This window comes from Microbacterium meiriae (genome assembly GCF_040685015.1).
GTDB classification, from domain to species: domain Bacteria; phylum Actinomycetota; class Actinomycetes; order Actinomycetales; family Microbacteriaceae; genus Microbacterium; species Microbacterium meiriae.
The window spans coordinates 1,697,815-1,720,205 of record NZ_JBFBHD010000001.1 but is presented as its reverse complement, the minus strand read 5'-3'; the positions used below and the strand labels follow the sequence as shown (position 1 = coordinate 1,720,205).

Here is a 22,391-nt window from a genome sequence, read left to right as displayed (position 1 = left end):
GATCCCGACCGACACCCCGCCGCCCAGAGGCTGCGCCCCCGCGTGTCGTCTGCCATCTCCGAAGTTGTGGCCAGGAGGGCGGCGGAGCGGGGACGACGAAGGGGCGGATGCTGTCGCATCCGCCCCTTCGGGTGACCGGGTCGAGGATCAGTCGTTGCCGGTGATCGCCAGGTCGGGCGTGCCGGAGATCGCGCCGCCGCCGGTGTTGACACCGACCGCGACCTTCTCGCCGCGCGGGCCGTGCTCGAACAGGAACTCCCCGTCCTTCGCGTCGACCTTCACGTGGTCGCCCGAGTCGAGCTCGCCGTGCAGGATCTTCTCCGACAGACGGTCCTCGATCTCGTGCTGCATCGCGCGACGCAGCGGACGAGCACCCAGAGCCGGGTCGAAGCCGATCTCGATCAGGCGCTCCTTGGCCGACTGCGACAGCTCGATCGTCATGTCGCGGTCGAGCAGACGCTCGCCGAGGCGCTTCGTGAACAGGTCCACGATCTGCACCAGCTCGCTCTTGCTCAGCTGCGGGAAGACGATGATGTCGTCGACGCGGTTGAGGAACTCGGGCTTGAAGTGCCGCTTGAGCTCCTCGTTGACCTTGCCCTTCATCCGCTCGTAGCTCGTGGCGTTGTTGCCCTCGATCTGGAAGCCCACGGGGCCTCCGGCGATGTCACGCGCACCGAGGTTGGTGGTCATGATGATGACCGTGTTCTTGAAGTCCACGATCCGACCCTGGCCGTCGGTGAGGCGACCCTCTTCCAGGATCTGCAGCAGCGAGTTGAAGATGTCCGGGTGGGCCTTCTCGATCTCATCGAAGAGGACCACGCTGAACGGCTTGCGCCGCACCTTCTCCGTGAGCTGACCGCCCTCTTCGAAGCCGACGAACCCGGGAGGGGCACCGAACAGCCGCGAGACGGTGTGCTTCTCGCCGAACTCGCTCATGTCGAGCGAGATGAGCGCGGCCTCGTCGTCGAAGAGGAACTCCGCGAGCGCCTTGGCCAGCTCGGTCTTTCCGACGCCCGTGGGGCCGGCGAAGATGAACGAGCCGGAGGGACGCTTCGGGTCCTTGAGGCCGGCACGCTGACGACGGATGGTCTTGGAGAGGGCCGCGATGGCCTCCTCCTGACCGATGACGCGCTGGTGCAGCGCCTTCTCCATGAAGACGAGTCGGCTGGACTCCTCCTCCGTCAGCTTGAACACGGGGATGCCGGTCGCCTGGGCGAGCACCTCGGCGATCAGGCCCTCGTCGACGACCGCCTGGGTCGCGACGTCGCCCGCACGCCACTGCTTCTCGAGACGCAGACGCTCGGCGAGGAGGCTCTTCTCCTCATCGCGCAGGGAGGCGGCCTTCTCGAAGTCCTGCTCCTCGGAGGCGATCTCCTTCTGCTCGCGCACGGCGGCGATCTTCTCGTCGAACTCACGCAGCTCGGGCGGGCTCGACAGGATCGACAGACGCAGACGTGCGCCGGCCTCGTCGATCAGGTCGATGGCCTTGTCCGGAAGGAAGCGGTCGGAGACGTAGCGGTCGGCGAGGTTCGCCGCAGCCACGATCGCGCCGTCGGTGATCTGCACCTTGTGGTGCGCCTCGTACCGGTCGCGCAGCCCCTTGAGGATGTTGATCGCGTGCGGCAGCGTCGGCTCGTTCACCTGCACCGGCTGGAAGCGGCGCTCGAGCGCGGCGTCCTTCTCGAAGTGCTTGCGGTACTCGTCGAGCGTGGTGGCGCCGATGGTCTGGAGCTCACCGCGCGCGAGCAGCGGCTTGAGGATGCTGGCCGCGTCGATCGCGCCCTCGGCGGCGCCCGCACCCACGAGGGTGTGGATCTCGTCGATGAAGACGATGATGTCGCCGCGCGTGCGGATCTCCTTGGTGACCTTCTTCAGCCGCTCCTCGAAGTCACCGCGGTAGCGGGACCCGGCGATGAGCGAGCCGAGGTCGAGCGAGTAGAGCTGCTTGTCCTTCAGCGTCTCGGGCACATCGCCCTTGACGATCGCCTGGGCGAGGCCCTCGACGACGGCGGTCTTGCCGACGCCGGGCTCGCCGATCAGGACGGGGTTGTTCTTGGAGCGGCGGGAGAGGATCTGCATGACCCGCTCCGCCTCCTTCTCGCGCCCGATGACCGGGTCGAGCTTGTTGTCGCGCGCGGCCTGCGTGAGGTTGCGACCGAACTGGTCGAGCACCTGCGAGCCGCCCTGCGCACCCGACGGGGTGTCGTTGGACTGCGCGCCGACGGACGCGGGCTCGCGGCCCGGAGCGCCGGAGAGCAGCTGGATGACCTGCTGCCGCACCTTGTTGAGGTCGGCGCCCAGCTTGACGAGCACCTGAGCGGCCACGCCCTCACCCTCGCGGATGAGGCCGAGGAGGATGTGCTCGGTGCCGATGTAGTTGTGACCGAGCTGCAGGGCCTCGCGGAGGCTCAGCTCGAGCACCTTCTTGGCGCGCGGCGTGAACGGGATGTGGCCGGTCGGCTGCTGCTGACCCTGGCCGATGATGTCCTGCACCTGCTCGCGCACGGCGTCGAGGGAGATGCCGAGCGACTCCAGCGCCTTGGCTGCGACGCCCTCGCCCTCGTGGATGAGGCCGAGCAGGATGTGCTCGGTGCCGATGTAGTTGTGGTTGAGCATCTTCGCCTCTTCTTGGGCGAGGACGACCACTCGACGGGCTCGGTCCGTGAATCTCTCGAACATGTTGACTCCTTATTCGCACGGGGCGAAGACGCATGAAGCGCTTGTACATCGAGAGTAACGACCAGAAATGGCGGGTATGCCCGTGTTCGCCGTGGGCATAGCGAGGCCTTGACGGGTTTATCGACAGTCGTTATGTTAACGAAAGTCGATAAACACCGACCCACAGGAGGAGCACATGCTCGCCACGGAAAGACGCCCTTCGCTCGCCGACGGCATCGCGCTCGGGCTCATCGCCACCGGTGCCGTCAGCGTCGGGATCGGCGCCATCGTCGCGGTCGCCCAGGCCGCCGGCGCCCTGTTCTCCCCGTCGCCCACGGTCGCGATGCCGGTGCACGACGTCGACCTCTCCACCCTCGACGGGGTCGCCGGGATCGAGGGCGCCGCCGTCGACTCCGCCCTCGTCACCCTCACCGCGCCGCCCACGGGCGCCCGCTGGCTGCTGCTTCTGGAGACGGCGCTGCCCGCGCTCGCCACCGTGGCCCTGTGCGCGGTGGTGTGGTGGCTGGGCGTCTCCCTCATCCGCTCCCGCCCGTTCCGCGCCTCCCTCGGGTGGATGTTCGCCGTCGCCGCCTGTCTGCTGATGGCGGGCACGCTGTTCGGCCAGCTCGCCGGCGGCATCGGCCGGGCAGAGATCGTGAAGGACCTCGCCGCGACCGACCCCGCGGTCGAGGACGTCCTGTGGACGCTGCTCATGGAGTTCGATCTCGCACCCGTCGGGTGGGCGTTCGCGCTGGCTCTCGTGGCCGGTGTCTTCACCATCGGCCGCCGCCTGCAGCGCGACACGGAGGGACTGGTCTGATGGCCACCACCGCCACCCGCTCCGAGCGGGCCGATGCGATCACCGTCATCCTCTATGCGGCGGCGGCCCTCGTGACCGTCGGCATCGCGACGGTGCTCCGCGTGGGCGGCACCTTCCGCGACGACGGGATCGCGTGGACGCTCCCCATCGACGAGCAGCCGATCTCGGCGACCACCGATTCCGGGCAGATCTCGATCGAGGGCATCGCGCAGGAGGCGATGGTCTTCGCGACGGGGGTGAACAGCGTGTCGATCGCCGCCATCGTCGCCGCCATCGCACTGTGGGCCCTGGCCGCCGTCGCCGTCATCGGCGCGGTCACGCTCGTCGCCTGGAACTTCCTCCGCGGACGGTTCTTCGTGCCGGGCAATGCGCGCGCCTTCGACGTGATCGGCTGGACACTGGTGCTCGCGCCGATGGCGATCGTGATGCTCGAGACGATGGGACGCAACGGCGTGACCGCGGCGCTCGGCCTCGGCGACGGGGAACCCGTGCACCCGATCGAGTTCTGGGCGATCGCGCCGATCTTCGCCACCGGGGTCACCGTCGGCCTCATCGCCGTCGCGTTCCGTCGCGGCATCCGGCTGCAACAGGAGAAGGTCGTGCTGGAGAAGGAGACGGAGGGACTGGTCTGATGATCTCGTTCGGTTCGGAGGCCGTCTGGCCGTCTCTGCTCAACATCGGGATCGCGCTCGCGGTCTGCGCGGCCGTCGTCGCCCTCGTGGTCTGGAACAGCCGTCGCCGTGGCAGTCGCACGGTCGCCCTCGACGCGGCGCTCACGCTGTCCGGGTGGTGGATCACGCTCTCCGCGCTAGGCGCGGTGGTCATCGTCGTCAAGGCCTTCACCGTGGACTGGGCGGAGCTGCACGGTGCGACGACGGTCTTCCTCGACTGGCCCTCGAGCCTCCCGTGCTCGGAATACGGCGACAGCACGACGACCATGCTCACCTGCGGCGGCACGGAGCTGTCGGACTTCACGGTGGGCAACGCCTCGCTCGGGCTGCGCCTCCTCGCTGCGGCCGCACAGCTCAGCACCCTCGCCCTGACCACGATCCCCGCCGTGGTCCTCGCGCTCATCTGCTTCCACACCCTCCGCGGCCGCGCGTTCTCCCGCACCGTGACCCGCGCCCTCGTCGGGGGTGCGATCGCGTTCGGGGCGCTGGGCGTTCTCTCGGACCTCCTCAACGGCATCGCCGCCACCACCGGACTGCGGGAGGCCCTGCCGGCGGACAGCGCCTGGTATCCGCAGACCTACTGGCTCACCGTGACACCGCTGCCGTTCGCCGCGGCGCTCGGCCTCCTCGCCCTCGCCGCGGTGTTCCGTCAGGGCATGCGCGTGGAGCAGGAGCGGGCCGCCCTGGAGCGCGAGACGGAGGGGCTGGTGTGAGCCCGGCGGAGAGCGACGACGAGTTCACGGGCATTCACTGCCGTCTGGACGAGCTGCTGGCGGCTCGCGGGATGACGCTGACGGAGCTGAGCGCCGCCGTGGGCGTCAGCATCGTGAACCTGTCCGTGCTGAAGAACGACCGCGCCCGCGCGATCCGCTACTCCACGTTGCGGGCCATCTGCGAGGCGCTCGACTGCGAGGTCGGCGACCTCCTCGTCCTCGCCGATCGCTGACTCCCGTCGACCCGCCCCCTTGAGCGCGCCCCGGCCTCTTGCGGACGCACGCAGGGGGCCGAGACGCACGAAGAGGGGTGGGTCGGCGGAAGGGCGAGCACGGTCACACAGTGGATTGCAAGCCCCTTCTATGAGTCGGCTGTGAGTGGATACGGTCGTCCCATGATCAGCACCCGCATCCCCTCGCGTCGCGGCCTCCGCCTCCTGGCGATCGTCCCGGCCGCTGCCCTCGCCTTCTCCCTCGCCGCCTGCGCCGGAGAGAGCCGCCCCTCGGTCGACGATGTCGCCGACGGCATCCAGAAGGTCTTCGAGGGCACCCCGCAGGAAGAGGCCATGACCGACGATGCCGCCACCTGCCTGGCCGAGGCCCTGGTCGACTCCGACCTCAGTGATGAGACGCTCGGCTACATCGCCGACGGCGAGGACAAGCAGCGGGACGAGGCAGACAAGGCCCTGACGACCCAGATCATCCAGGACAACCTCCAAGACTGCGTCACGCCCTGAGGGCGGGATCGCAGCGAGGGATGACGGCCTCGGGAGGGCGGCCGTCATCCTTCGTCATATCCGCCCAGGGAATTCTCAGGCTCTCCTAGCGTTGAGCCTCATGGCGTGCACCCGGCGCGCCGCGATTCTGGAGTCCCCACCTCAATGAGCACCACCGCACGCGCCCAGAAGGCGCCAGACACCCGCGGGCCGGTCCGGAAGCTGCTGACCTCGTTCGGCTTCCAGATCATCGCCGCCCTCGTCCTCGGCATCGCCGCCGGTCTGATCGGCCGCCAGCTCGGCGCCACGGCCGAGAACCCGACCGCCCTGTCGGCCACCCTCGACACGATCGGCAGCTCCTATGTGACGCTGCTCCGCGCGGCCGTCGTCCCGCTGATCTTCACCGCGATCGTCGCCAGCATCTCGAACCTCCGTCGCGTGCAGAACGCCGCCCGCCTCGCCGGCCAGACGATCCTGTGGTTCGCGATCACCGCTTTCATCGCGGTCATCATCGGCATCGTCCTCGGCCTCGTGATCCAGCCGGGCAGCCACGCCGGCGACGGCCTGGAGCCCGGCGAGCCGTACACGGTCGGCACCTGGTGGAACTTCCTGCTCGGTCTCATCCCGCAGAACTTCCTCGGCCTGACCGTCAGCACCTCCCCCGGCGCCACCGAGGGTGCGTTCACCTCGAGCGTCGGCTTCAACATCCTCCAGGTGATCGTGGTCGCGGCCGTCGTCGGCATCGCGGCGCTCAAGGCCGGCAAGAAGGCCGAGCCGTTCCTCGTCTTCACCGAGTCGCTGCTCAAGGTCATCCAGCGCGTGCTGTGGTGGATCATCCGCATCGCGCCCCTGGGCACGTTCGGCCTCATCGGCTCCGCCGTCATCAAGTACGGCTGGGAGAAGCTCGCCTCCCTCGGCTGGTTCGCGGGCGCGGTCTACATCGGCCTCGCGCTCGTGCTGTTCGTCGTGTACCCGATCCTGGTGCGCACGCACGGCCTCTCCATCAAGCAGTACTTCTCGGGTGTGTGGCCCGCAGTGCAGCTCGCTTTCGTGAGCCGCTCCTCGATCGGCACGCTCCCCCTCACGGAGCGCGTGACCGAGCGCAACCTCGGCGTCCCCCGCTCCTACGCCTCGTTCGCGGTGCCGCTGGGCGCGACGACGAAGATGGACGGCTGCGCCGCGATCTACCCGGCCATCGCCGCGATCTTCGTGGCGCAGTTCTTCGGCATCGAGCTGAACTTCGTGCAGTACCTGCTGATCGTGATCGTCTCGGTCGTCGGTTCCGCCGCCACCGCCGGCACCACGGGCGCGGTCGTCATGCTCACGCTGACGCTGTCCACCCTGGGACTGCCGCTCGAGGGCGTCGGTCTGCTGCTCGCGATCGACCCGATCCTCGACATGGGCCGTACGGCGGTGAATGTCGCGGGTCAGGCACTCGTCCCCGCGATCGTCGCGAAGCGCGAGGGCATCCTCGACGAGGAGCTCTACAACGCACCCCGCGAGGGCCTGCCCTTCGCCGACGACTCCGGCGACGACGCCCCCGAGGCCGACGCCGCTTCCACCCCGGAGCCCGCCGGCGCGCGCTGACCCGGTCTCCTCACGAGCGCCCCACTTCCTTCCGGAGGTGGGGCGCTCTTGTCTCCCCCTCTCCACCCCGTCGACCCACCCCTTTGCGTGCGTCCCGGCCCGTTGCGGGCGGTCGCAGAGGGGTGGGTCGACCGGAAGGGGGTGGGTCGAGGGGAAGGAGGGGTCAGCTGCGACTCAGGGGGCGGGTCGCGCCGCGGGTGTCGAGCGCGAGCTCCTCGGCGTCCATCGCGGCCAGCAGCTCCCGCATGACCTCCTCGTCGAGCTCCCCGGCATCGCGCTCCGCGACGAGGATCTCCCGTCGCACCTGCAGCCATCCCTTGGTCAGCGCGACGAGGTCGTCGTAGGACGGGCGGGCCACGGTGTCCTCGACCTGCTGCGCGTCGTCGGTGTCCTTCTCCACCCGGGTCATGCGCTTCGTGAACGCGTCGAACATGCCGAGGTCGACCTCGCCGTGCTTCTGCTCCCACTCCCGACGCTTCTCGGCGAGATAGGCCTTGCCCGCCTCGCGGCTCTTGGCCTTGACCGTCTCCAGCGCCGCGACGTCCTCCTCGTGCTCCTCATCCCCGGCGATCTCCAAGCGCCGGATGAGCAGCGGCAGCGTGAGCCCCTGCAGCAGGAGCGTGCCGACGGTGACGATGAAGGCGACCACGACGATGGCGTGCGCGGCCTCGGTGTCGAGGCCGGCCAGGTCGGCGGCGGCCACCGCGATCGCCAGGGTCACCACGCCGCGCATGCCCGCCCAGGAGATGACCGCGTTGTCCTTCCACGTGAGCCGCAGACCCGCCATGCGCTCCCGCACGATCTGCGTCCGCAGCTCGTCCGTGCTCTGGTCGCGCCACCGCCGGGACCGCCGACGACGCTCGTCGAACTCCCCGGACGCGATGCCACGGTCCATGCGTGCGAGCCGGCGGCGGTCCTGGGAGTTCGACCACGCGCTGATCGGGTAGATGTAGAGCGGCCGGACGACGAGCACCACGAGCAGCACGGCGCCGGAGAGCAGGAGGATGTGCCCCACCGACTCGCTGCCGAGGTCGTTGAGCACCCGCGGGAACTGGAGGCCGATGTAGGCGAACACGAAGCTCTCCAGCAGCAGGTCGGCCGACAGCCACAGCGGCGCCTCCTGCTGCCGGGTCGTGTAGTCGGTGCGCGGGGCGTTGAAGCCGACGAAGAGGCCCATGGCCACGACCGCGAGGACGCCGGAGCCGAGCAGATGCTCCGCGATGTTGTACGCACCGAACGGGGCGAGAAGACCGAAGGTTCCGATCACGACGGGGTCGCCGATGCGCATCCGGAGCTGGTGCAGCACGATCCCGAAGACGAGCCCGATCCCCACCCCTACGCCGACAGCAAGGAGGAACTGCCCGACGCCGCCCCCGATCGACACGGTCGCTCCGGCGAGGATCGCGGCGAACACCCGGTAGAGCGTGAGCGAGGTCGCGTCGTTGATGAGGCTCTCCCCCGACAGCACCGTCATGATGCGGCGGGGCAGACCGAGACGACGACCGATCGCCGCCGCCGACACCGCGTCCGGCGGAGCGACGATGGCCCCGAGCAGCAGCGCGCCCGGCAGCGTGAGCGACGGCAGGATCCACCAGGCCACGAGTCCGACGGCGAACGCGGTGAGCAGCACCAGCCAGATCCCGAGACGGCGGATCTGCGGGAGGCTGCGCTTGAACCCGACGAACGACACGTCGAGGGCGGCGGAGTACAGCAACGGCGGCAGCACGAGGCCGAGCAGCAGATGCCCGTCGATCTCCAGTTCCGGCACGAACGGCAGGAACGACGCGGCCAGCGCGACGACGGTCACGAGCAGCGGTGCGGGCCACCCTCGCCACCGCGCGACGGCGGCCACGGCGACGGCTCCGACGAGGACGTAAAAGATCCCGGCTTCCATGCGGAAAGCGTAGCGGCGTCGTCCGCGCTCCCCGGTCCGCGGAGCATGGGCGGGGTGTCAGTCGCGGACGGGGCGCTCCCGTCCCGGCCCGTCCGCATCGAGGGCTTCGCGGAGGCCCGCGTTCTCGTCCTGCAGGTCGAGGACCCGCGCGATCCCGGCGATGTTGATGCCGTCCCCGCGGAGTTCGGCCGCGCGACGCAGGCGGGTGATGTCGTCGTCGCTGTACCGACGCGTGCCGCCGTCACTGCGAGCGGGCGCGAGAAGCCCCTTGCTCTCGAAGAGTCGGATCGTCGCCTCCGGCAGATCGACGAGCTGGGCGGCGACGGCGATGCCGTAGAGCGGGGTGCGCGAGTCGCGTGCGGTCATCCGGGTGTCCTCAGGTCGGGGTTGCGAAGAATCCTGCAAGTGTTCTATAACAAATCTATACCTGACGTGCAGATAATCTGCACACCACCTCAGCCCTTGCAGGGCCGCACGAAAGGAGAAACCTCATGGCACTGACCTTCGATCCCTTCAGCCAGCTCGACCGCTTCGCCGCGAGCGTCTTGGACTCCGTGCGCGCGCCCCGGTCGATGCCGGTGGACCTGTACCGCGACGGGGACCGCTACATCCTGCACGCCGACCTCCCCGGCGCCGACCCGGGCTCCATCGACGTCGACCTCGACGGCGGTCAGCTCACGATCCGCGCCCAGCGCACGGCCGACACCCGTGAGGGCGTGCGCTGGCTCGCCCGCGAGCGCGGGGCCGGGTCGTTCCTGCGCCAGTTCTCGCTCGGCGACGGTGTGGACCTCGACAACATCAGCGCCTCGTATGAGAGCGGTGTCCTGTCGGTCGTCATCCCCGTCAGCGAGCGGGCGAAGCCGCGCAAGATCGTCGTCGAGTCCGGCGAACAGCGCCAGGCGATCGACGCCTGATCATCCTGGGGGCGGTGCACTCGCGCCGCCCCCGCTCTTCTCCTCTTCTCACGGAAAGGACGAATCATGGCACTCTCCCCGACCCTCGACCGTTTCCTCGCCGACATGGAGTACCCGGCGACCCGCGACGATCTCCTGCGCGAAGCGGCGCGGGACGGACTGCCGGCGGAAGATCGCGCGGTGCTGCGCGACCTGCCCGAACAGAGCTACAGCGCCGCCTGGCTCATCCGCTACCGCCTCGCCCGCACCGCTCTCGCCGACGCGCTCACCCCCGCCTCGCGACTCGCCGCATAGGGAATGCCGGAGCGGCCGCCGAGGTTGCATCCGGAGATGAACGACGTCGCCCTCTCCGTCCTCGACCTCGTGCCGGTCCGCTCCGGCCAGACCAGCGCCGAGGCCATCTCCGCCTCCCTCTCCCTCGCCGCGACCGCCGACCGGCTCGGCTACCGCCGGTACTGGTTCGCCGAGCACCACAACATGCCCGCGGTCGCCTCGACCACGCCGCCGGTCCTCATCGCGGCCGCCGCCACGCGCACCTCCCGCATCCGTCTCGGCTCCGGCGGCGTCATGCTCCCGAACCACGCGCCCCTCATCGTGGCCGAGCAGTTCGCCGCCCTGGAGGCCATCGCACCCGGACGTATCGACCTGGGCCTCGGCCGCGCGCCCGGCAGCGACCCCGTGATCACCCAGCTCCTCCGGGGATCCGGGACCACCAGCGACGTGGAGCAGTTCCCCCGGCACGTGCAGGACATCGCGGCGCTCTTCACCGCCGACGGCGCCACCGTGCGCTTCACCTCCGGCGGGGAGTACACCGTGCGGGCGACCCCCGCCGCGACAGGAGTGCCCGAGGTGTGGCTGCTGGGGTCGAGCGACTACTCCGCACAGCTCGCCGCCTCCCTCGGCCTGCCGTACGTGTTCGCGAACCACTTCTCCGGACAGGGCCTGGAACGCGCCCTCGACCTCTACCGCACGAACTACCGTCCGAGCGAGGAGCATCCGGAGCCGCGGACCTTCCTCACCGTGAACGCCGTCGCGGCACCGACCGCGGAGGAGGCGGAGGCCCGCGCCCTCCCGCAGCTGCGGATGATGGCGCGACTCCGGCTCAACCAGCCGCTCGTCGCACTGGAGACCGTCGAACAGGCCCTCGCCGCGGAGCACGACGCCGCGACGGACCAGGTGGTCGAGGCCGCGCGGTCACGGTGGTTCGTCGGCACCGGGGAGTCCGTCGCCGCGGAGGTCCGCTCCTTCGCGACGACCTACGGGGTGGACGAGGTCATGCTCTCCCCGGTCGCCGGAGCCTACGACGCGGAGCCGAAGGACTCGGCTGCGGGGCGCGCCCAGACGCTGGAGCTCGTCGCGGGCGCGTGAGTCGCGTCTCGCGTCCCGGGCGCGTGAGTCGCGTCGCGGGCGCGTGAGTCACGTCGCGGGATCGATAACGGTCCCCGGCGCGGTCCGGCCGGCACTCTTTTGATCCCGGGTCCGGCCCCTTCCGAGGTGCGGGATCGATAACGGTCCCCCGCCTGCCCTGCGCGGCGCCTTTCTGATCCCGCACCCTTGACACCCGCCGCCCCCTCGCTCACGCCATGTGCGCCGCGCGCCTCAGCACGCGGGACCAGAAACGTGCCTCGGACCGCCATCGGAGGGGCATCTCTGATCCCGCTCGACGGGGACGTCTTCGCCACAGGTCCGTGTAGGTTCGGGTTTTCCACAGGAGCCGGACGGAGCGAGAGGAGACCGTCGGAGGGCGGGCACGCCACGGACAGCATGGACGCATGCGACACCGGATCCCTCTTCCACCTGACCTCGGCCCTCACTTCGCCGTCCGTGACGCCGCTGCCATCGGGGTCGGGCGGAAGAGGTACTCCAGCCGAGACCTCTCGCGGCCGTTCGCCGGCGTGCGGTCGACGGTGGAGCCCGCCACCTTCGACGATCGAGTCGCCTCCTACCTGCCGCGCCTCCGCCAGGGCCAGGCCTTCGCCGGCCGTACGGCCCTGCGACTGTGGGGCCTTCCCACACCCGTCCGCTGGTCACCCAGCGAGCCCCTCGATGTCGCTGTGCCCACCGGGACATCACCGCCCCGGACGGCCGGTGTCCGGGGGCGCCGTATCGCGCCCGGACGGGCAGATGCGTGGGACGTCAACGGAGTGCCGATGGTCGACCCGGTCAGCACACTGTTCCTGTGTGCACGGGAGTTCGCGTCGACGCCGATGGTCGTCGCGCTTGATGCCCTCCTAACGGCGTCCGATGTCTATCCGGGGCTGAGGACGGGCCGGCCTGTGGCAACCGCGGACAGCATCGAACGGCACTTGGTGCGATGGGGACGCTTCCCCGGGTGCGGCCGCATCCGAGAGGCGCTGCCGCTCGCGCGCCCGGGTGTCGAGTCCCCGAAGGAGACGGAGACCCGCCTGCTGCTCGTGAGCCTCGGACTGCCGGAGCCCGCCGTCCAGCACGTCGTCTCCCCGGGCGGACGCTTCCTCGCCAGGGTCGACCTCGCTTATCCGGAATACCGCATCGCCATCGAGTACGAAGGCGACGGCCACCGGACGGACCGCGATCAGTGGCGGGCCGATATCCGGCGCCAACGCGACCTCGAAGACCACGGGTGGCTCGTGATCCGGATGACCGAGCTCGATCTTCGCGATGGCGGAACGGTTCTCGCCGCGCGCGTCCGTCGTGCGCTCGACGTTCGACGCCAGCTCTGGGGTTGAGGTCCGTGTCACGGGCCGAACGGGAAGGCTTCTCCCCGGGAAGGGGCTGGCCCCGGGCCGCACTGAGGCGTAGCCTCGGCCGCAGAGAGAGGGGTTCGACGATGAGCACCAAGACACTCGCACTGTGGGTCGCCTACGGGACGAACGGTGTGGTGGGGAGCATCCGCCACGATGAGGACGGCTATGTGGTGACCATGGCGGGAGCGGACGCGGCAGCGGGCACCTATCCCAGCCTCGCCTCCGCGAAGGGCGCGCTACATGCCCGCATGCTGCCCGGCAGCGCCTGGCCGCGGTTCCAGGAGCACTGAGCACCCCACCACGCGTGCGGGATCGAAAAGGCGCCTCCCGCGACGGGGCGAGGCGCGAATCTGATCCCGCAGTGATCGCTACCGCGGGAGCGAGGCGGTATCTCCGCGTGGGTATGTCCAGGACTGCGGGACTGCGGGACTGCGGGACGGAATCCGCGCGTTGCCCGCGTCGGGGAGGCGCGAGATGGATCCCGCATGCGCACGGCACACGGGGGCGCGCGACGCACGGGCCGCGGCGAGACTCAGGCCTCGGGTTCGCCGGAGAGGATGCCGCGGAGCCAGTCGCGGGCCTCGATGAAGACCTCGTCCGAGTAGCGGTCGGGGTACTGCACGATCTGCCGATCGGCACGGGGATAGGACCCGAGGAACACCACGCGGGGGCTGAAGCGGCGGATCCCGAGCAGGGCGTCGGCCATCCGCTCGTGCTCGATGTGACCGTCCGCGTCGATCACGAACCGGTACCGGCCGAGCTCGTCGCCGATGGGCCGGGACTCGATGAGCGAGAGGTTGATGCCGCGCGTCGAGAACTGCTCCAGCATCTCGAGGAGCGAACCAGGGTGGTCGTGCGGGAGCTCCACGATCAACGAGGTCTTGTCGGCACCGGTCGGCACGGGCGAACGCGTGGTCCGCGTGACGAGGACGAACCGGGTCACGGCCGCCGCGTTGTCGCCGATGCCCTCGGCGAGGACGTCCACGTCGTAGTGCTGCACGATACCCGGGGCGGCGATCGCGGCCTGCGCGGGCGAGCTGCCGTCGAGGACACCGATGGCCGAGGCGACGTTGCTCGCCGCCGGCACGTGCGAGTGGGTCGGAAGGTGTTCGCCGAGCCAGCCGTGGCACTGCGCGTAGGCGACAGGGTGCGCGGCGATGACCTCGACCTGGTCGAGAGTGGTGCCGCGCGGTGCGACGAGGACGAAGTTCACCCGCACGAGGTACTCGCCGATGATCCGGAGCCCCGGCAGAGTCGCCAGCGCATCCTGCGTGGTGGACACACCGCCCTCGATGGAGTTCTCGATCGCGATCATGGCCGCGTCGCTGCGTCCTTCGAGCACATCCGCGAGCGCCTCACCCACGTTGTGCACCGGCCGCCAGTCCTGCCCCCTGGCCTCGGCCACCTGGTCGAGCGCCGCCTCCGTGAAGGTTCCGGCTGGTCCGAGATAGCTGTAGGTGCGGCGTGCAGTCACGGCGTTCAGCCTATCCCTCGGTGACTCATCGCAATCCCGCATGTCAAGCCGGATGCGAGCATCCGCCGCACGGGGCAGACTGAGTGCATGAGCAGCCGTGCCGGCCTCCCCGCGGAGGAAAGTGACCTGATCGACGTCGACGAGCTGATCGCCGCCTACTACGACCGCGTGCCGAACCCGGACGTCCCGAGCGAACGGGTCGTGTTCGGCACCAGCGGCCACCGCGGCTCGTCGCTCACCAAGAGCTTCAACGAGAACCACATCCTCGCCACGACCCAGGCGATCGTCGACTACCGTGCGGCGCAGGGCATCACCGGCCCCCTCTTCCTGGGGCGCGACACCCACGCCCTCTCCCTCCCCGCAGAGCGGAGCGCCATCGAGGTCCTGCTCGCGAACGGAGTGGACGTGCGCGTCGACGCCCGGGACTCCTGGGTGCCGACCCCGGCGCTGAGTCACGCGATCCTCACGTACAACCGCGACCGCGCCGCCGACGACCCGGGCCGCGCGGACGGCATCGTCGTGACCCCCTCGCACAACCCGCCCCGCGACGGCGGCTTCAAGTACAACCCGCCCCACGGCGGTCCCGCCGACACGGATGCGACCGGCTGGATCGCCGACCGCGCCAACCAGCTCATCGCGGGCGGCCTGGCCGAGGTGCGCCGCGAGCGCTTCGCCGACGTGGACTGGGACGCCATCACCGGATACGACTTCCGCGACGCCTACGTGCGCGACCTCCCGTCGATCATCGACATCGAGGCGATCCGCCGCGCCGGCGTACGTATCGGCGCGGACCCGCTGGGCGGCGCCTCGGTGGAGTACTGGTCGCTGATCGCCGAGATGCACGACATCGACCTCACGGTCGTCAATCCCGAGGTCGACCCCACGTGGCGCTTCATGACCCTCGACTGGGACGAGAAGATCCGGATGGACCCGTCGTCTCCGTCGGCCATGGCGTCGCTCGTCGCGAAGAAGGGCGACTACGACATCCTCACCGGGAACGACGCGGACGCGGACCGGCACGGCATCGTCACCCCCGACGCCGGGCTCATGAACCCGAACCACTTCCTCGCCGTCGCCATCGACTACCTCTTCTCGCACCGGGAGCACTGGCCGCGCGAGGCGGCGGTCGGCAAGACGCTCGTGTCGTCGATGATCATCGACCGCGTGGCCGAGTCGCTCGGGCGGCGTCTGCTGGAGGTCCCGGTCGGCTTCAAGTGGTTCGTGCCCGGGCTGCTCGACGGTTCCGTGGCGTTCGGCGGCGAGGAGTCGGCGGGGGCCTCGTTCCTGCGGCACGACGGCTCCGTGTGGTCGACCGACAAGGACGGCATCCTCCTCTGCCTGCTCGCGGCGGAGATCCTCGCGGTGACCGGCAAGACCCCGTCGCAGCGCTACGCGGAACTCGAGGACGCCTTCGGTTCGTCCGCCTACCAGCGCGTCGACGCCCCGGCCACCCCTGAGCAGAAGGCGACGCTGGGCAAGCTGACTCCGGAATCGGTGACGGCGACCACCCTCGCCGGCGAGGACATCATCGCGAAGCTCTCACACGCTCCCGGCAACGGTGCGGCGATCGGCGGCCTGAAGGTGCAGACCCCGCACGCGTGGTTCGCCGCGCGGCCGTCCGGCACCGAGGACGTCTACAAGCTCTACGCCGAGAGCCTGCGCGGCCCCGAGCACCTCGCCGAGGTGCAGGCCGAAGCCCGCGCCGTGGTGTCCGCCGCCCTCGGCGACTGACTCCGCCCCCGCGGGATCCGCAGGTGCCGCGGGATCGAAACCGCTCCCCTCGGCCACCGCCGAGGGGAGTCTTCGATCCCGCACCCCGGTGGACACCTCGTGCGGGATCGAGAGTGCGCCTGGCACGCGCCGGAGAGGGACGTAATCGATCCCGCGACCCGGGTCGAGCGAATCCGCCGAGTGCGCGCGTACGTCCCAAGGCCGTGGCGACGAGTCCTTCCGTTGTCGCAGGTCGGCCGCCCGTCTTCCGCCCACCGCTCCCGGTCGCGGGGTCGAAAACGTCCCTGCGAGAGATCGCGGAGGAGCGGTTTCGATCCCGTCCCGCCGGCCACCCCTGTCGCGGGATCGAAAACGTCGCTCCGGAAGACCGCGGAGGAGCGGTTTCGATCCCGTCCCGCCGGCCACCCCTGTCGCGGGATCCAAAACGTCCCTGGGGGCCTTCGCGGAGGGGCGGTTTCGATCCCGGGCGGGGCGGGACGGGGTGGGGTGGGGCGGGGCGGGACGGGGTCAGTCGGCGTCGGTGGAGGAGCCGAGGAGTTCGCGGACGCGGCTGGACACGCGGTGGAACTCCTCCGTCTCCAGCACGTCGGCGTAGCCGCGGCGGGCCGGGAGGTCGACGCGGTGCTCCTCCAGGATCCGTCCGGGGCGCGGACCCATCACGATGACGCGGCTGGCGAGGTAGACGGCCTCCGCGACCGAGTGGGTCACGAGCAGCACGGTCGTGCCGGTGGCGCTCCAGATCCGGTTGAGCTCGACGTTCATGCGCTCGCGCGTGAGGGCGTCGAGGGCACCGAACGGCTCGTCCATGAGCAGCACCCGCGGCTCGTGCAGCAGCGCCCGACACAGCGACACCCGCTGCTGCATGCCGCCGGAGAGCTCGTGCGGCAGCGACTTCTCGAAGCCGGTGAGGCCGGTCATCTCGATGAGCTCGTCGGCACGGGCCTGGGCCTTGCGCATGTCCATCCCGCGCATCTCGGCCTGCAGGAGGATGTTGCCGCGGACGCTGCGCCATTCCAGGAGCGCCGCCCGCTGGAACACGTAGCCGATGTCCTGCCGCGGACCCCGGACCTCGTCGCCGCGCAGGCGGATGCTGCCCCGGCTCGGCGCGGTGAGTCCGGCGACGGCCTTCAGGAGGGTCGACTTGCCGCAGCCCGAGGGCCCGGCGATGGAGAGGAACTCCCCCTCCTCGACGCGCAGGTCGACGCCCTCGAGGGCCGTGACCTGGCGCCGCTTGGAGGCGAAGGTGATCGCGAGATCCGAGACCTCGAGCGCCGGAGCTGTGCTCGTGGCCGCGGGTCCGCGTTCCTGCTGAACGTGAGTGTCCATGACGATCGGTCTCACTTCCCGGGGGTGAAGGCGTCGTCGAAGTAGGTCTCCACATCGCCGTCGCCCGAGATGAGCCCGGCCTCGGACAGCACCTCCAACGTGGACTCCCAGTCCTCGGTGGAGTTCGCGCCGGGAGCCTGACCCTCGGTGGCGTCGGTGTGGAGCAGCTCGATGGTCTCCTCCCACTGGTGCAGCAGGACCTCCTGCGACGGCATCTGCGGGTCCTTGCCCTCCATCGCGGCCACCGCGGCCTCGGGGTCCTCCTGCGCGGCCTCGAAAGCCTCCGAGGTCGCGGCGACGAGGGCCTCGACGAGCTCCGGGTCGTTCTCGATGGTGTCGGTCGGCGCGATGAGGCCGTTGCTGAAGAAGTTCAGGCCGGCGTCGGAGTAGCGCAGGTACTCGACGTCCTTGCCGCTCTTGTCGGCGATGGTCGGACCCTGGTCGTGTGCGAAGCCGATGAGACCGTCGACCTTCCCGGACAGCATGGCGGCGATCTTCCCCGCGGCGTCGAGGTTCTGCTGCGTCACATCGCCCTCCTCCAGGCCCACGGCCTCGAGGTACATCGGGAAGGTCGTGGTCGGGGCGTCGCCCGCAGAGACCGCGATGGTCTTGCCCTTGAGGTCTTCGGGGCTGGAGATGCCGGAGTCGGCGAAGACCTGCACGGCCGACGGCGTGGTCTGCAGGAAGACGCCGACGCTCTTGATGCCGACGCCCTTGTCGATGTTCGCGAGGACGGCGGGGGTGTCCGCCCAGCCGAAGTCGACCTGCCCCTGCCCGACGGCCTGCGCGGTCTTCGTCGAGCCCTGGCCGGCCTTGATCGTGAGGTCGATGCCGTGCTCCTCGAAGATGCCCTGGTCGACGCCGTAGTAGAACGCCGCGTGCTCGCCGTACGGGTACCAGTTGAGCATGAGGGTGACGGGCGTGAGCTCCCCGCCGTCACCGTCGCCGGAGCTCGCCGGGGTCGTCGATCCTCCGCAGCCGGAGAGGGCGAGCACCGCGGCGGACGCGAGGGCGATCGAGCTGAGGATGGTGCCTGACTTCTTCATCAGTGCCTTCTTTCGTGGGGGCGAGGGGGGTCAGAGTCGGACGGTGGCCGCGGCGACGTCGCGCTTGGAGGCGTGCCACGGGATGAGGAAGCGTTCGGCGATCTGGATGATGCCGAAGAGGATGACGCCGAGCAGCGACATGATGATGAGCGCGGCGAAGAGCATGGCGGTGTCGAGGTTGCCGTTGGCCTGCAGGATCACGTAGCCGAGGCCCTCGTTCGCGCCGACGAACTCGCCGACGACGGCACCGGTGACCGCGAGCGTCGCGGCGACCTTGAGACCGGAGAGGAGCTCGGGCAGCGCCGCGGGCAGCCGCACCTTGAGGAAGGTCTTGAAGCGGCTCGCTCCCATGGTCGACGCGAGCTGGAGGATCTCCGGGTCGACGGTGCGCAGGCCCGCGAGGCCCGAGATGACGACCGGGAAGAACGCCATGAGCACGGCCACGAGGATCTTCGGCTCCGCGCCGAACCCGAGCCAGACCACGAACAGCGGAGCGATCGCGATCTTCGGGATGACCTGGGCGAAGAGGATGACCGGGTAGAGCGTCTGCTCCAGACCCCGCGAGTACACCATGAGCACGGCGACGAGGACGCCGACGACGACCGCGATGACGAACCCGATCACGGTCTCGTAGGTGGTGACCCAGGTGTTCTGCGCGAGGTAGGCGGCGTTGTCGGTGAAGGCCGCCCAGGTGTCGGCGGGCGACGGGATGATGAACGCGGGCACCCACCCGAGGCTCGTGGAGACCCACCAGAGGGCGAGCACCGCGAGCACGAAGACGAGCGGGTGCCAGTGACGGCTCCACCAGCGGACGATGCCCGGAGGCTCGGGGCGGTCGGCGGCGATCGCCAGGGTCATGGTCGCGGAGGGGGCAGACGACATGGGGTCCTCGACATCTTCGTGAAGGATTCGGGAAAGCGCATTCCCGTTCGGTGTTGCGAGTCTATGCCGACCGTTCTGCCGTGTCAACGCACCGTGTCGCGCCCGCGCGGATCTCGCGCGTCGGCGCGGCCTCCGGGTCGGTCACCGCGACCGTGCCAGCTCCGCGCCCGCGACGCGAAGCCAGCGCGCGGGGTCGGCCACGGCGGCGGCGGACGACCCCGCCAACGCGGTCAGCGACACGGCCCGCGTGAACAGACCGGCGTCGGCATCGTCCGCGATCCGACCCGCGGCGAGCAGAGGACGCGCCCCCGCCTCGACGGCGAGCGCGGCGAGGAAGGACGGCACCTTCCCGTCACCCGACTGTCCGTCGTACGACCCCTCGCCGGTGATCACGGCCTCGGCGCCACGGACGGCCCCGGCCAGATCGACGAGCGCGGCCACCTCGGCCGCCCCCGGGGCGAGCATCCCGCCCCAGCGCACGAGCGCCGCCCCCGTACCGCCGGCGGCACCCGTGCCGGGGAGCTGCGGGTCGACGGGAAGGAGGGCGGCGAGACGGGCGAGCGCGTCGTCGACCCGGGCGATGTCGCCGGGCTCCGTGAGCCCCTTCTGCGGACCGAACACCGCCGCCGCGCCGCGAGACCCGGTGAGCGGATTGGTGACATCGGTCAGCACGCGGACATCCGGCGCGGTGCGCAGCGCGCCGAGATCCGCCGTGGCGATGTCCGCCAGACCCCGGGCTCCCCTCGCGACCGGCCGGCCGTCCCCGTCGAGGAAGCGCGCGCCGAGGGCGGTGAGCATGCCGGTGCCGCCGTCGGTCGAGGCGCTGGAGCCGATGCCGAGGATCAGTCGCGAGACGCCGTGATCGAGGGCGGCGGCGATCGCCTGCCCGAAGCCGGTCGTATCGGCATCCCAGGGCCGCAGACCGTCGAGGAGCTCGATGCCCGAGGTCGAGGCGATGTCGACGACGCCCGTGCCGCCGGGAGCATCGGTCGTGCTCGGCAGGAGCAGCCAGGACGTCTCGACGGGAGCGCCCGCCGGGCCGTCGACGGTGACCGGCATGCGCTGTGCATCCGGTACGGTCGTCGCGAACGCCGCGACGGTCCCCTCCCCGCCGTCGGCCATCGGGCGGAGGACGATGTCCGCCGCCGGCTCGACCTCCCGCCAGCCGTCGGCGAGCGCTGCCGCGGCCTCCGCCGCCGTGATCGTGCCCTTGAAACTGTCCGGAGCGATGACGACGCGGGTCATGCCCGGAGCCCCGGGGTGCTCGCGCGCACGACCACCTCGAGCGGGAGCGTCGGCTGCTGCCAGTCCTCGTCGACGATCGCCCGGAAGGCCTGATACCCGGCATCGCTCAGCGGCACGCAGACCGTGGTGAGCGCCGGGGTCACATCGCGGCTCGAGGGCACGTCGTCGAAACCGCAGACGGCGATGTCCGCGCCGACCTCCCGGCCCGCCGCGCGGATGGCCGCCATCGCCCCGATGGCCACCACGTCGCTGATGCCGAACACGACGGTACCCTCGGGGACTCCGGCTGCCAGGGCCTCGGCCATCGCCGTCGCCCCCGACTCGCGGCGGAAGTCTCCGCGGACGGTCTGCGCGACCTCGCCGCCGCCCTCCGCGAATCCGGCGCGGAAGCCCGCCAGCCGGTCGTCCGAGGTGCGCACGCCCTCCGCCGCCCCGACGAGCACTGCCGAGCGATACCCGAGTTCCGCCATCCGACGGCCGAGCGCGGCGGCCCCGGCCCGGTTGTCGATCTCCACCCGGCGGTCGCCGTCGCCGTCCGCGCCGAAGGCGACGACACGGCCCCCGAGGCGGGTGAACTCGGCGAGCTCGCGGGCGGTCTCCGCCTGCCCCTCCTCCTGCGTGCGCGAGGCGGCGAGGATGAGCCCCTGCGGTCGTTGTCCGCGCAGCGCACGGACGATCCGCGCCTCCCGCGCCGGGTCGCGCTCGGTGATGGCCACGGTCACGACGAGACCCTGCTCGTCGGCACCCCGCGCGACGCCCGATGCGATGAGTCCGAAGTAGGGGTCGGCGATGTCCGCGACGAGGAGCGCGATCACCGGCGAGCGTCCGCGGGCGGTCGCCTGCGCGGAGACGTTGGCGGTGTAGCCGAGGGCCTCGGCGGCGGCCTCCACGCGTTCCCGGAAGGGCGCCGCGACCTTGCGCTCGGAACCGTTCAGCACGCGAGAGGCGGTCGCCAGCGAGACCCCGGCCTCGAGCGCGACGTCATGCAGCGTGGGCGCCGGTCCCCGGGCGTGACGGGGGCGACGCGCGGCCGGCGGCTCTGCCGGTGTGGCGGACGGGGTCATGCTCCGAGCCTACCGACGAGGACGGATCCGCTTCGAGGGACGCTCACGGCCGCCGTCCGAGGAAACCGAGCAGGGCGGCGGCCTCACCGGCGAGGAGCTCGGGGGCGTCGTCGGGCACGAACTCCAACAGGGCGTCACGCGGCGGGTGCGGGGTGGCGGCCGCTTCCGCGAAGAACCGTGTCCAGAGCGCGGACCTCGAGCGCAGCGGGTGCCGTTCGGTGCGCGGCCACCAGGAGAAGACATGAGCGGCGGAGACATGGGGGCTGAGCCGACGGAACTCCTCGAGCACCGCGGGGACGGCGGCGCCGACCGTGGGCTGCCAGTACGTCGACAGCATCGGGTGGTCGACCTCGTGCAGGAGCGCGAGGGTGGCCGGGGCGGTGTCGGCGAGCGTGCCGCCGTGGAACTCCAGGGCGAGCCCGATGCCGCGGGCAGCCGCCTCGACCGCCGCCGCGCGGAGCCGCGTCACGACGCGGGCACGCTCCTGCGCGGACACCTCCGCGGAGCCGTGACTCCCTGCCCACACCCGCACGCGGTCGGCTCCGAGGGCCGCGGCGCTGTCGAGGACCGCGGTCAGCGACTCCTCCGATCCGGCTCGGAAGTACGACCCGTAGGACGCGACGGCGAGCCCGGCATCCGTGGTCATCCGCGCGACCTCCGCCGCGCGGCCGACCTCCCCCGGTGGCACATGCACGTCCCCGCCCCACTCGATCACCTCGAGACCTGCGGCGGCCGCGAGCGCGACGATCCTCTCCGGCGGCAGGGCACGGAACGTCACCGAGCACAGCCCTGCACGGATCCCCGTCATCCCGTCATCCTCTCAGTCCTCCCGATCTCCCCGACACCGGCCGGCCCGTCCATTCCCCGGGCTCCTCGGTCGGACGTCCCGGCCCCTTCCGTTCCCCGTCCTCGAGTCCCACCTGC

At 70.7% G+C, this 22,391-nt stretch carries 22 protein-coding genes; 12 read left to right on the top strand and 10 right to left on the bottom strand.

Translation table 11 applies throughout. The annotated features are described in order from the left end of the window. Window positions 1-147: 147 nt before the first annotated feature. Complete coding sequence (locus AB0N68_RS08395; protein WP_071329948.1) at window positions 148-2,679, bottom strand: ATP-dependent Clp protease ATP-binding subunit; 2,532 nt, start codon at window positions 2,677-2,679, stop codon at window positions 148-150. A gap of 175 nt (window positions 2,680-2,854) precedes the next feature. Here AB0N68_RS08395 and AB0N68_RS08390 point away from each other — a divergent pair, with 175 nt between their 5' ends. The 6 genes from AB0N68_RS08390 (at window position 2,855) to AB0N68_RS08365 (ending at window position 7,165) form a co-directional block, all read left to right on the top strand. After that, window positions 2,855-3,478 (top strand): hypothetical protein, encoded by a 624-nt coding sequence (locus AB0N68_RS08390; RefSeq protein WP_280566142.1) that lies wholly within the window; start codon window positions 2,855-2,857, stop codon window positions 3,476-3,478. Continuing rightward, window positions 3,478-4,110, top strand: coding sequence for a hypothetical protein (locus AB0N68_RS08385; RefSeq protein WP_187662439.1), 633 nt, complete (start codon window positions 3,478-3,480; stop codon window positions 4,108-4,110). Before AB0N68_RS08390 ends, AB0N68_RS08385 begins: the two co-directional genes overlap by 1 nt. Then, window positions 4,110-4,862: a hypothetical protein gene (locus tag AB0N68_RS08380; protein WP_363332494.1), complete on the top strand. Its 753-nt coding sequence runs from the start codon at window positions 4,110-4,112 to the stop codon at window positions 4,860-4,862. The genes AB0N68_RS08385 and AB0N68_RS08380 overlap by 1 nt, the downstream gene beginning before the upstream one ends. Then, a complete protein-coding gene (locus AB0N68_RS08375; protein ID WP_060922489.1) occupies window positions 4,859-5,095 on the top strand; it encodes a helix-turn-helix domain-containing protein in 237 nt (78 codons plus the stop codon). Before AB0N68_RS08380 ends, AB0N68_RS08375 begins: the two co-directional genes overlap by 4 nt. 162 nt (window positions 5,096-5,257) lie before the next feature. After that, window positions 5,258-5,599, top strand: a complete 342-nt coding sequence (locus AB0N68_RS08370) for a hypothetical protein (protein ID WP_280566147.1) — start codon at window positions 5,258-5,260, stop codon at window positions 5,597-5,599. A gap of 144 nt (window positions 5,600-5,743) precedes the next feature. After that, window positions 5,744-7,165 carry a dicarboxylate/amino acid:cation symporter gene (locus AB0N68_RS08365; protein ID WP_280566149.1) on the top strand — a complete coding sequence of 474 codons (1,422 nt, stop codon included), beginning with the start codon at window positions 5,744-5,746 and terminating at the stop codon, window positions 7,163-7,165. A 163-nt stretch (window positions 7,166-7,328) separates the two neighbouring features. On the opposite strand, the gene AB0N68_RS08360 is transcribed toward AB0N68_RS08365, so the two are convergent. Together AB0N68_RS08360 and AB0N68_RS08355 are read right to left on the bottom strand one after the other, a co-directional pair. Further along, entirely contained in the window at window positions 7,329-9,059 is a 1,731-nt protein-coding gene (locus tag AB0N68_RS08360) for a cation:proton antiporter (protein ID WP_292795430.1), read from the bottom strand. Window positions 9,060-9,116: 57 nt separating this feature from the next. Continuing rightward, window positions 9,117-9,425, bottom strand: a complete 309-nt coding sequence (locus AB0N68_RS08355) for a MerR family transcriptional regulator (RefSeq protein ID WP_187662444.1) — start codon at window positions 9,423-9,425, stop codon at window positions 9,117-9,119. A 125-nt stretch (window positions 9,426-9,550) separates the two neighbouring features. On the opposite strand from AB0N68_RS08355, the gene AB0N68_RS08350 reads away from it, so the two are divergent. From AB0N68_RS08350 to AB0N68_RS08330, 5 genes are all read left to right on the top strand, one after another. Then, complete coding sequence (locus AB0N68_RS08350; protein WP_025105470.1) at window positions 9,551-9,973, top strand: Hsp20/alpha crystallin family protein; 423 nt, start codon at window positions 9,551-9,553, stop codon at window positions 9,971-9,973. Between the two features lie 66 nt (window positions 9,974-10,039). Beyond that, on the top strand, window positions 10,040-10,267 hold the full coding sequence (locus AB0N68_RS08345; protein ID WP_259953410.1) for a DUF2795 domain-containing protein: 228 nt from the start codon (window positions 10,040-10,042) through the stop codon (window positions 10,265-10,267). A 36-nt stretch (window positions 10,268-10,303) separates the two neighbouring features. Beyond that, window positions 10,304-11,341 carry an LLM class flavin-dependent oxidoreductase gene (locus AB0N68_RS08340; protein WP_187662446.1) on the top strand — a complete coding sequence of 346 codons (1,038 nt, stop codon included), beginning with the start codon at window positions 10,304-10,306 and terminating at the stop codon, window positions 11,339-11,341. Between the two features lie 782 nt (window positions 11,342-12,123). Beyond that, window positions 12,124-12,681: an endonuclease domain-containing protein gene (locus tag AB0N68_RS08335; protein WP_313362710.1), complete on the top strand. Its 558-nt coding sequence runs from the start codon at window positions 12,124-12,126 to the stop codon at window positions 12,679-12,681. Between the two features lie 101 nt (window positions 12,682-12,782). Further along, a complete protein-coding gene (locus AB0N68_RS08330; protein ID WP_101848254.1) occupies window positions 12,783-12,989 on the top strand; it encodes a methyltransferase in 207 nt (68 codons plus the stop codon). Window positions 12,990-13,231: 242 nt separating this feature from the next. Here AB0N68_RS08330 and pheA read toward each other — a convergent pair whose 3' ends face one another. Continuing rightward, a complete protein-coding gene (gene pheA / locus AB0N68_RS08325) occupies window positions 13,232-14,215 on the bottom strand; it encodes a prephenate dehydratase (RefSeq protein WP_280566159.1) in 984 nt (327 codons plus the stop codon). 45 nt (window positions 14,216-14,260) lie between these two features. Here pheA and pgm point away from each other — a divergent pair, with 45 nt between their 5' ends. Continuing rightward, window positions 14,261-15,904, top strand: a complete 1,644-nt coding sequence (gene pgm / locus AB0N68_RS08320) for a phosphoglucomutase (alpha-D-glucose-1,6-bisphosphate-dependent) (protein WP_187662450.1) — start codon at window positions 14,261-14,263, stop codon at window positions 15,902-15,904. Window positions 15,905-16,411: 507 nt separating this feature from the next. Here the strand turns inward: pgm and AB0N68_RS08315 are convergent. The 6 genes from AB0N68_RS08315 to AB0N68_RS08290 all read right to left on the bottom strand — a co-directional run bounded on the left by AB0N68_RS08315 (window position 16,412) and on the right by AB0N68_RS08290 (window position 22,275). Further along, window positions 16,412-17,230, bottom strand: coding sequence for an ABC transporter ATP-binding protein (locus tag AB0N68_RS08315; protein WP_060922883.1), 819 nt, complete (start codon window positions 17,228-17,230; stop codon window positions 16,412-16,414). A gap of 11 nt (window positions 17,231-17,241) precedes the next feature. Beyond that, window positions 17,242-18,276, bottom strand: coding sequence for an ABC transporter substrate-binding protein (locus tag AB0N68_RS08310; protein WP_292795419.1), 1,035 nt, complete (start codon window positions 18,274-18,276; stop codon window positions 17,242-17,244). Window positions 18,277-18,306: 30 nt separating this feature from the next. Further along, window positions 18,307-19,158, bottom strand: coding sequence for an ABC transporter permease (locus AB0N68_RS08305; RefSeq protein ID WP_085605959.1), 852 nt, complete (start codon window positions 19,156-19,158; stop codon window positions 18,307-18,309). Window positions 19,159-19,299: 141 nt separating this feature from the next. Further along, window positions 19,300-20,403: a glycerate kinase gene (locus AB0N68_RS08300; RefSeq protein ID WP_313366538.1), complete on the bottom strand. Its 1,104-nt coding sequence runs from the start codon at window positions 20,401-20,403 to the stop codon at window positions 19,300-19,302. Continuing rightward, window positions 20,400-21,467: a LacI family DNA-binding transcriptional regulator gene (locus tag AB0N68_RS08295; RefSeq protein WP_292794939.1), complete on the bottom strand. Its 1,068-nt coding sequence runs from the start codon at window positions 21,465-21,467 to the stop codon at window positions 20,400-20,402. The genes AB0N68_RS08300 and AB0N68_RS08295 overlap by 4 nt, the downstream gene beginning before the upstream one ends. 43 nt (window positions 21,468-21,510) lie before the next feature. Next, window positions 21,511-22,275, bottom strand: coding sequence for a sugar phosphate isomerase/epimerase family protein (locus AB0N68_RS08290; RefSeq protein WP_292794941.1), 765 nt, complete (start codon window positions 22,273-22,275; stop codon window positions 21,511-21,513). Window positions 22,276-22,391: the final 116 nt, after the last annotated feature.

Bases quoted from the DNA above. Each gene is read 5' to 3' on its own strand.
- AB0N68_RS08395 (WP_071329948.1), bottom strand. From the start codon at position 2,679: ATGTTCGAGAGATTCACGGACCGAGCCCGTCGAGTGGTCGTCCTCGCC.
- AB0N68_RS08390 (WP_280566142.1), top strand. From the start codon at position 2,855: ATGCTCGCCACGGAAAGACGCCCTTCGCTCGCCGACGGCATCGCGCTC.
- AB0N68_RS08385 (WP_187662439.1), top strand. From the start codon at position 3,478: ATGGCCACCACCGCCACCCGCTCCGAGCGGGCCGATGCGATCACCGTC.
- AB0N68_RS08380 (WP_363332494.1), top strand. From the start codon at position 4,110: ATGATCTCGTTCGGTTCGGAGGCCGTCTGGCCGTCTCTGCTCAACATC.
- AB0N68_RS08370 (WP_280566147.1), top strand. From the start codon at position 5,258: ATGATCAGCACCCGCATCCCCTCGCGTCGCGGCCTCCGCCTCCTGGCG.
- AB0N68_RS08365 (WP_280566149.1), top strand. From the start codon at position 5,744: ATGAGCACCACCGCACGCGCCCAGAAGGCGCCAGACACCCGCGGGCCG.
- AB0N68_RS08360 (WP_292795430.1), bottom strand. From the start codon at position 9,059: ATGGAAGCCGGGATCTTTTACGTCCTCGTCGGAGCCGTCGCCGTGGCC.
- AB0N68_RS08355 (WP_187662444.1), bottom strand. From the start codon at position 9,425: ATGACCGCACGCGACTCGCGCACCCCGCTCTACGGCATCGCCGTCGCC.
- AB0N68_RS08350 (WP_025105470.1), top strand. From the start codon at position 9,551: ATGGCACTGACCTTCGATCCCTTCAGCCAGCTCGACCGCTTCGCCGCG.
- AB0N68_RS08345 (WP_259953410.1), top strand. From the start codon at position 10,040: ATGGCACTCTCCCCGACCCTCGACCGTTTCCTCGCCGACATGGAGTAC.
- AB0N68_RS08340 (WP_187662446.1), top strand. From the start codon at position 10,304: ATGAACGACGTCGCCCTCTCCGTCCTCGACCTCGTGCCGGTCCGCTCC.
- AB0N68_RS08335 (WP_313362710.1), top strand. From the start codon at position 12,124: ATGGTCGACCCGGTCAGCACACTGTTCCTGTGTGCACGGGAGTTCGCG.
- AB0N68_RS08330 (WP_101848254.1), top strand. From the start codon at position 12,783: ATGAGCACCAAGACACTCGCACTGTGGGTCGCCTACGGGACGAACGGT.
- pheA (WP_280566159.1), bottom strand. From the start codon at position 14,215: ATGCGGGATTGCGATGAGTCACCGAGGGATAGGCTGAACGCCGTGACT.
- pgm (WP_187662450.1), top strand. From the start codon at position 14,261: ATGAGCAGCCGTGCCGGCCTCCCCGCGGAGGAAAGTGACCTGATCGAC.
- AB0N68_RS08315 (WP_060922883.1), bottom strand. From the start codon at position 17,230: ATGGACACTCACGTTCAGCAGGAACGCGGACCCGCGGCCACGAGCACA.
- AB0N68_RS08310 (WP_292795419.1), bottom strand. From the start codon at position 18,276: ATGAAGAAGTCAGGCACCATCCTCAGCTCGATCGCCCTCGCGTCCGCC.
- AB0N68_RS08305 (WP_085605959.1), bottom strand. From the start codon at position 19,158: ATGTCGTCTGCCCCCTCCGCGACCATGACCCTGGCGATCGCCGCCGAC.
- AB0N68_RS08300 (WP_313366538.1), bottom strand. From the start codon at position 20,403: ATGACCCGCGTCGTCATCGCTCCGGACAGTTTCAAGGGCACGATCACG.
- AB0N68_RS08295 (WP_292794939.1), bottom strand. From the start codon at position 21,467: ATGACCCCGTCCGCCACACCGGCAGAGCCGCCGGCCGCGCGTCGCCCC.
- AB0N68_RS08290 (WP_292794941.1), bottom strand. From the start codon at position 22,275: ATGACGGGGATCCGTGCAGGGCTGTGCTCGGTGACGTTCCGTGCCCTG.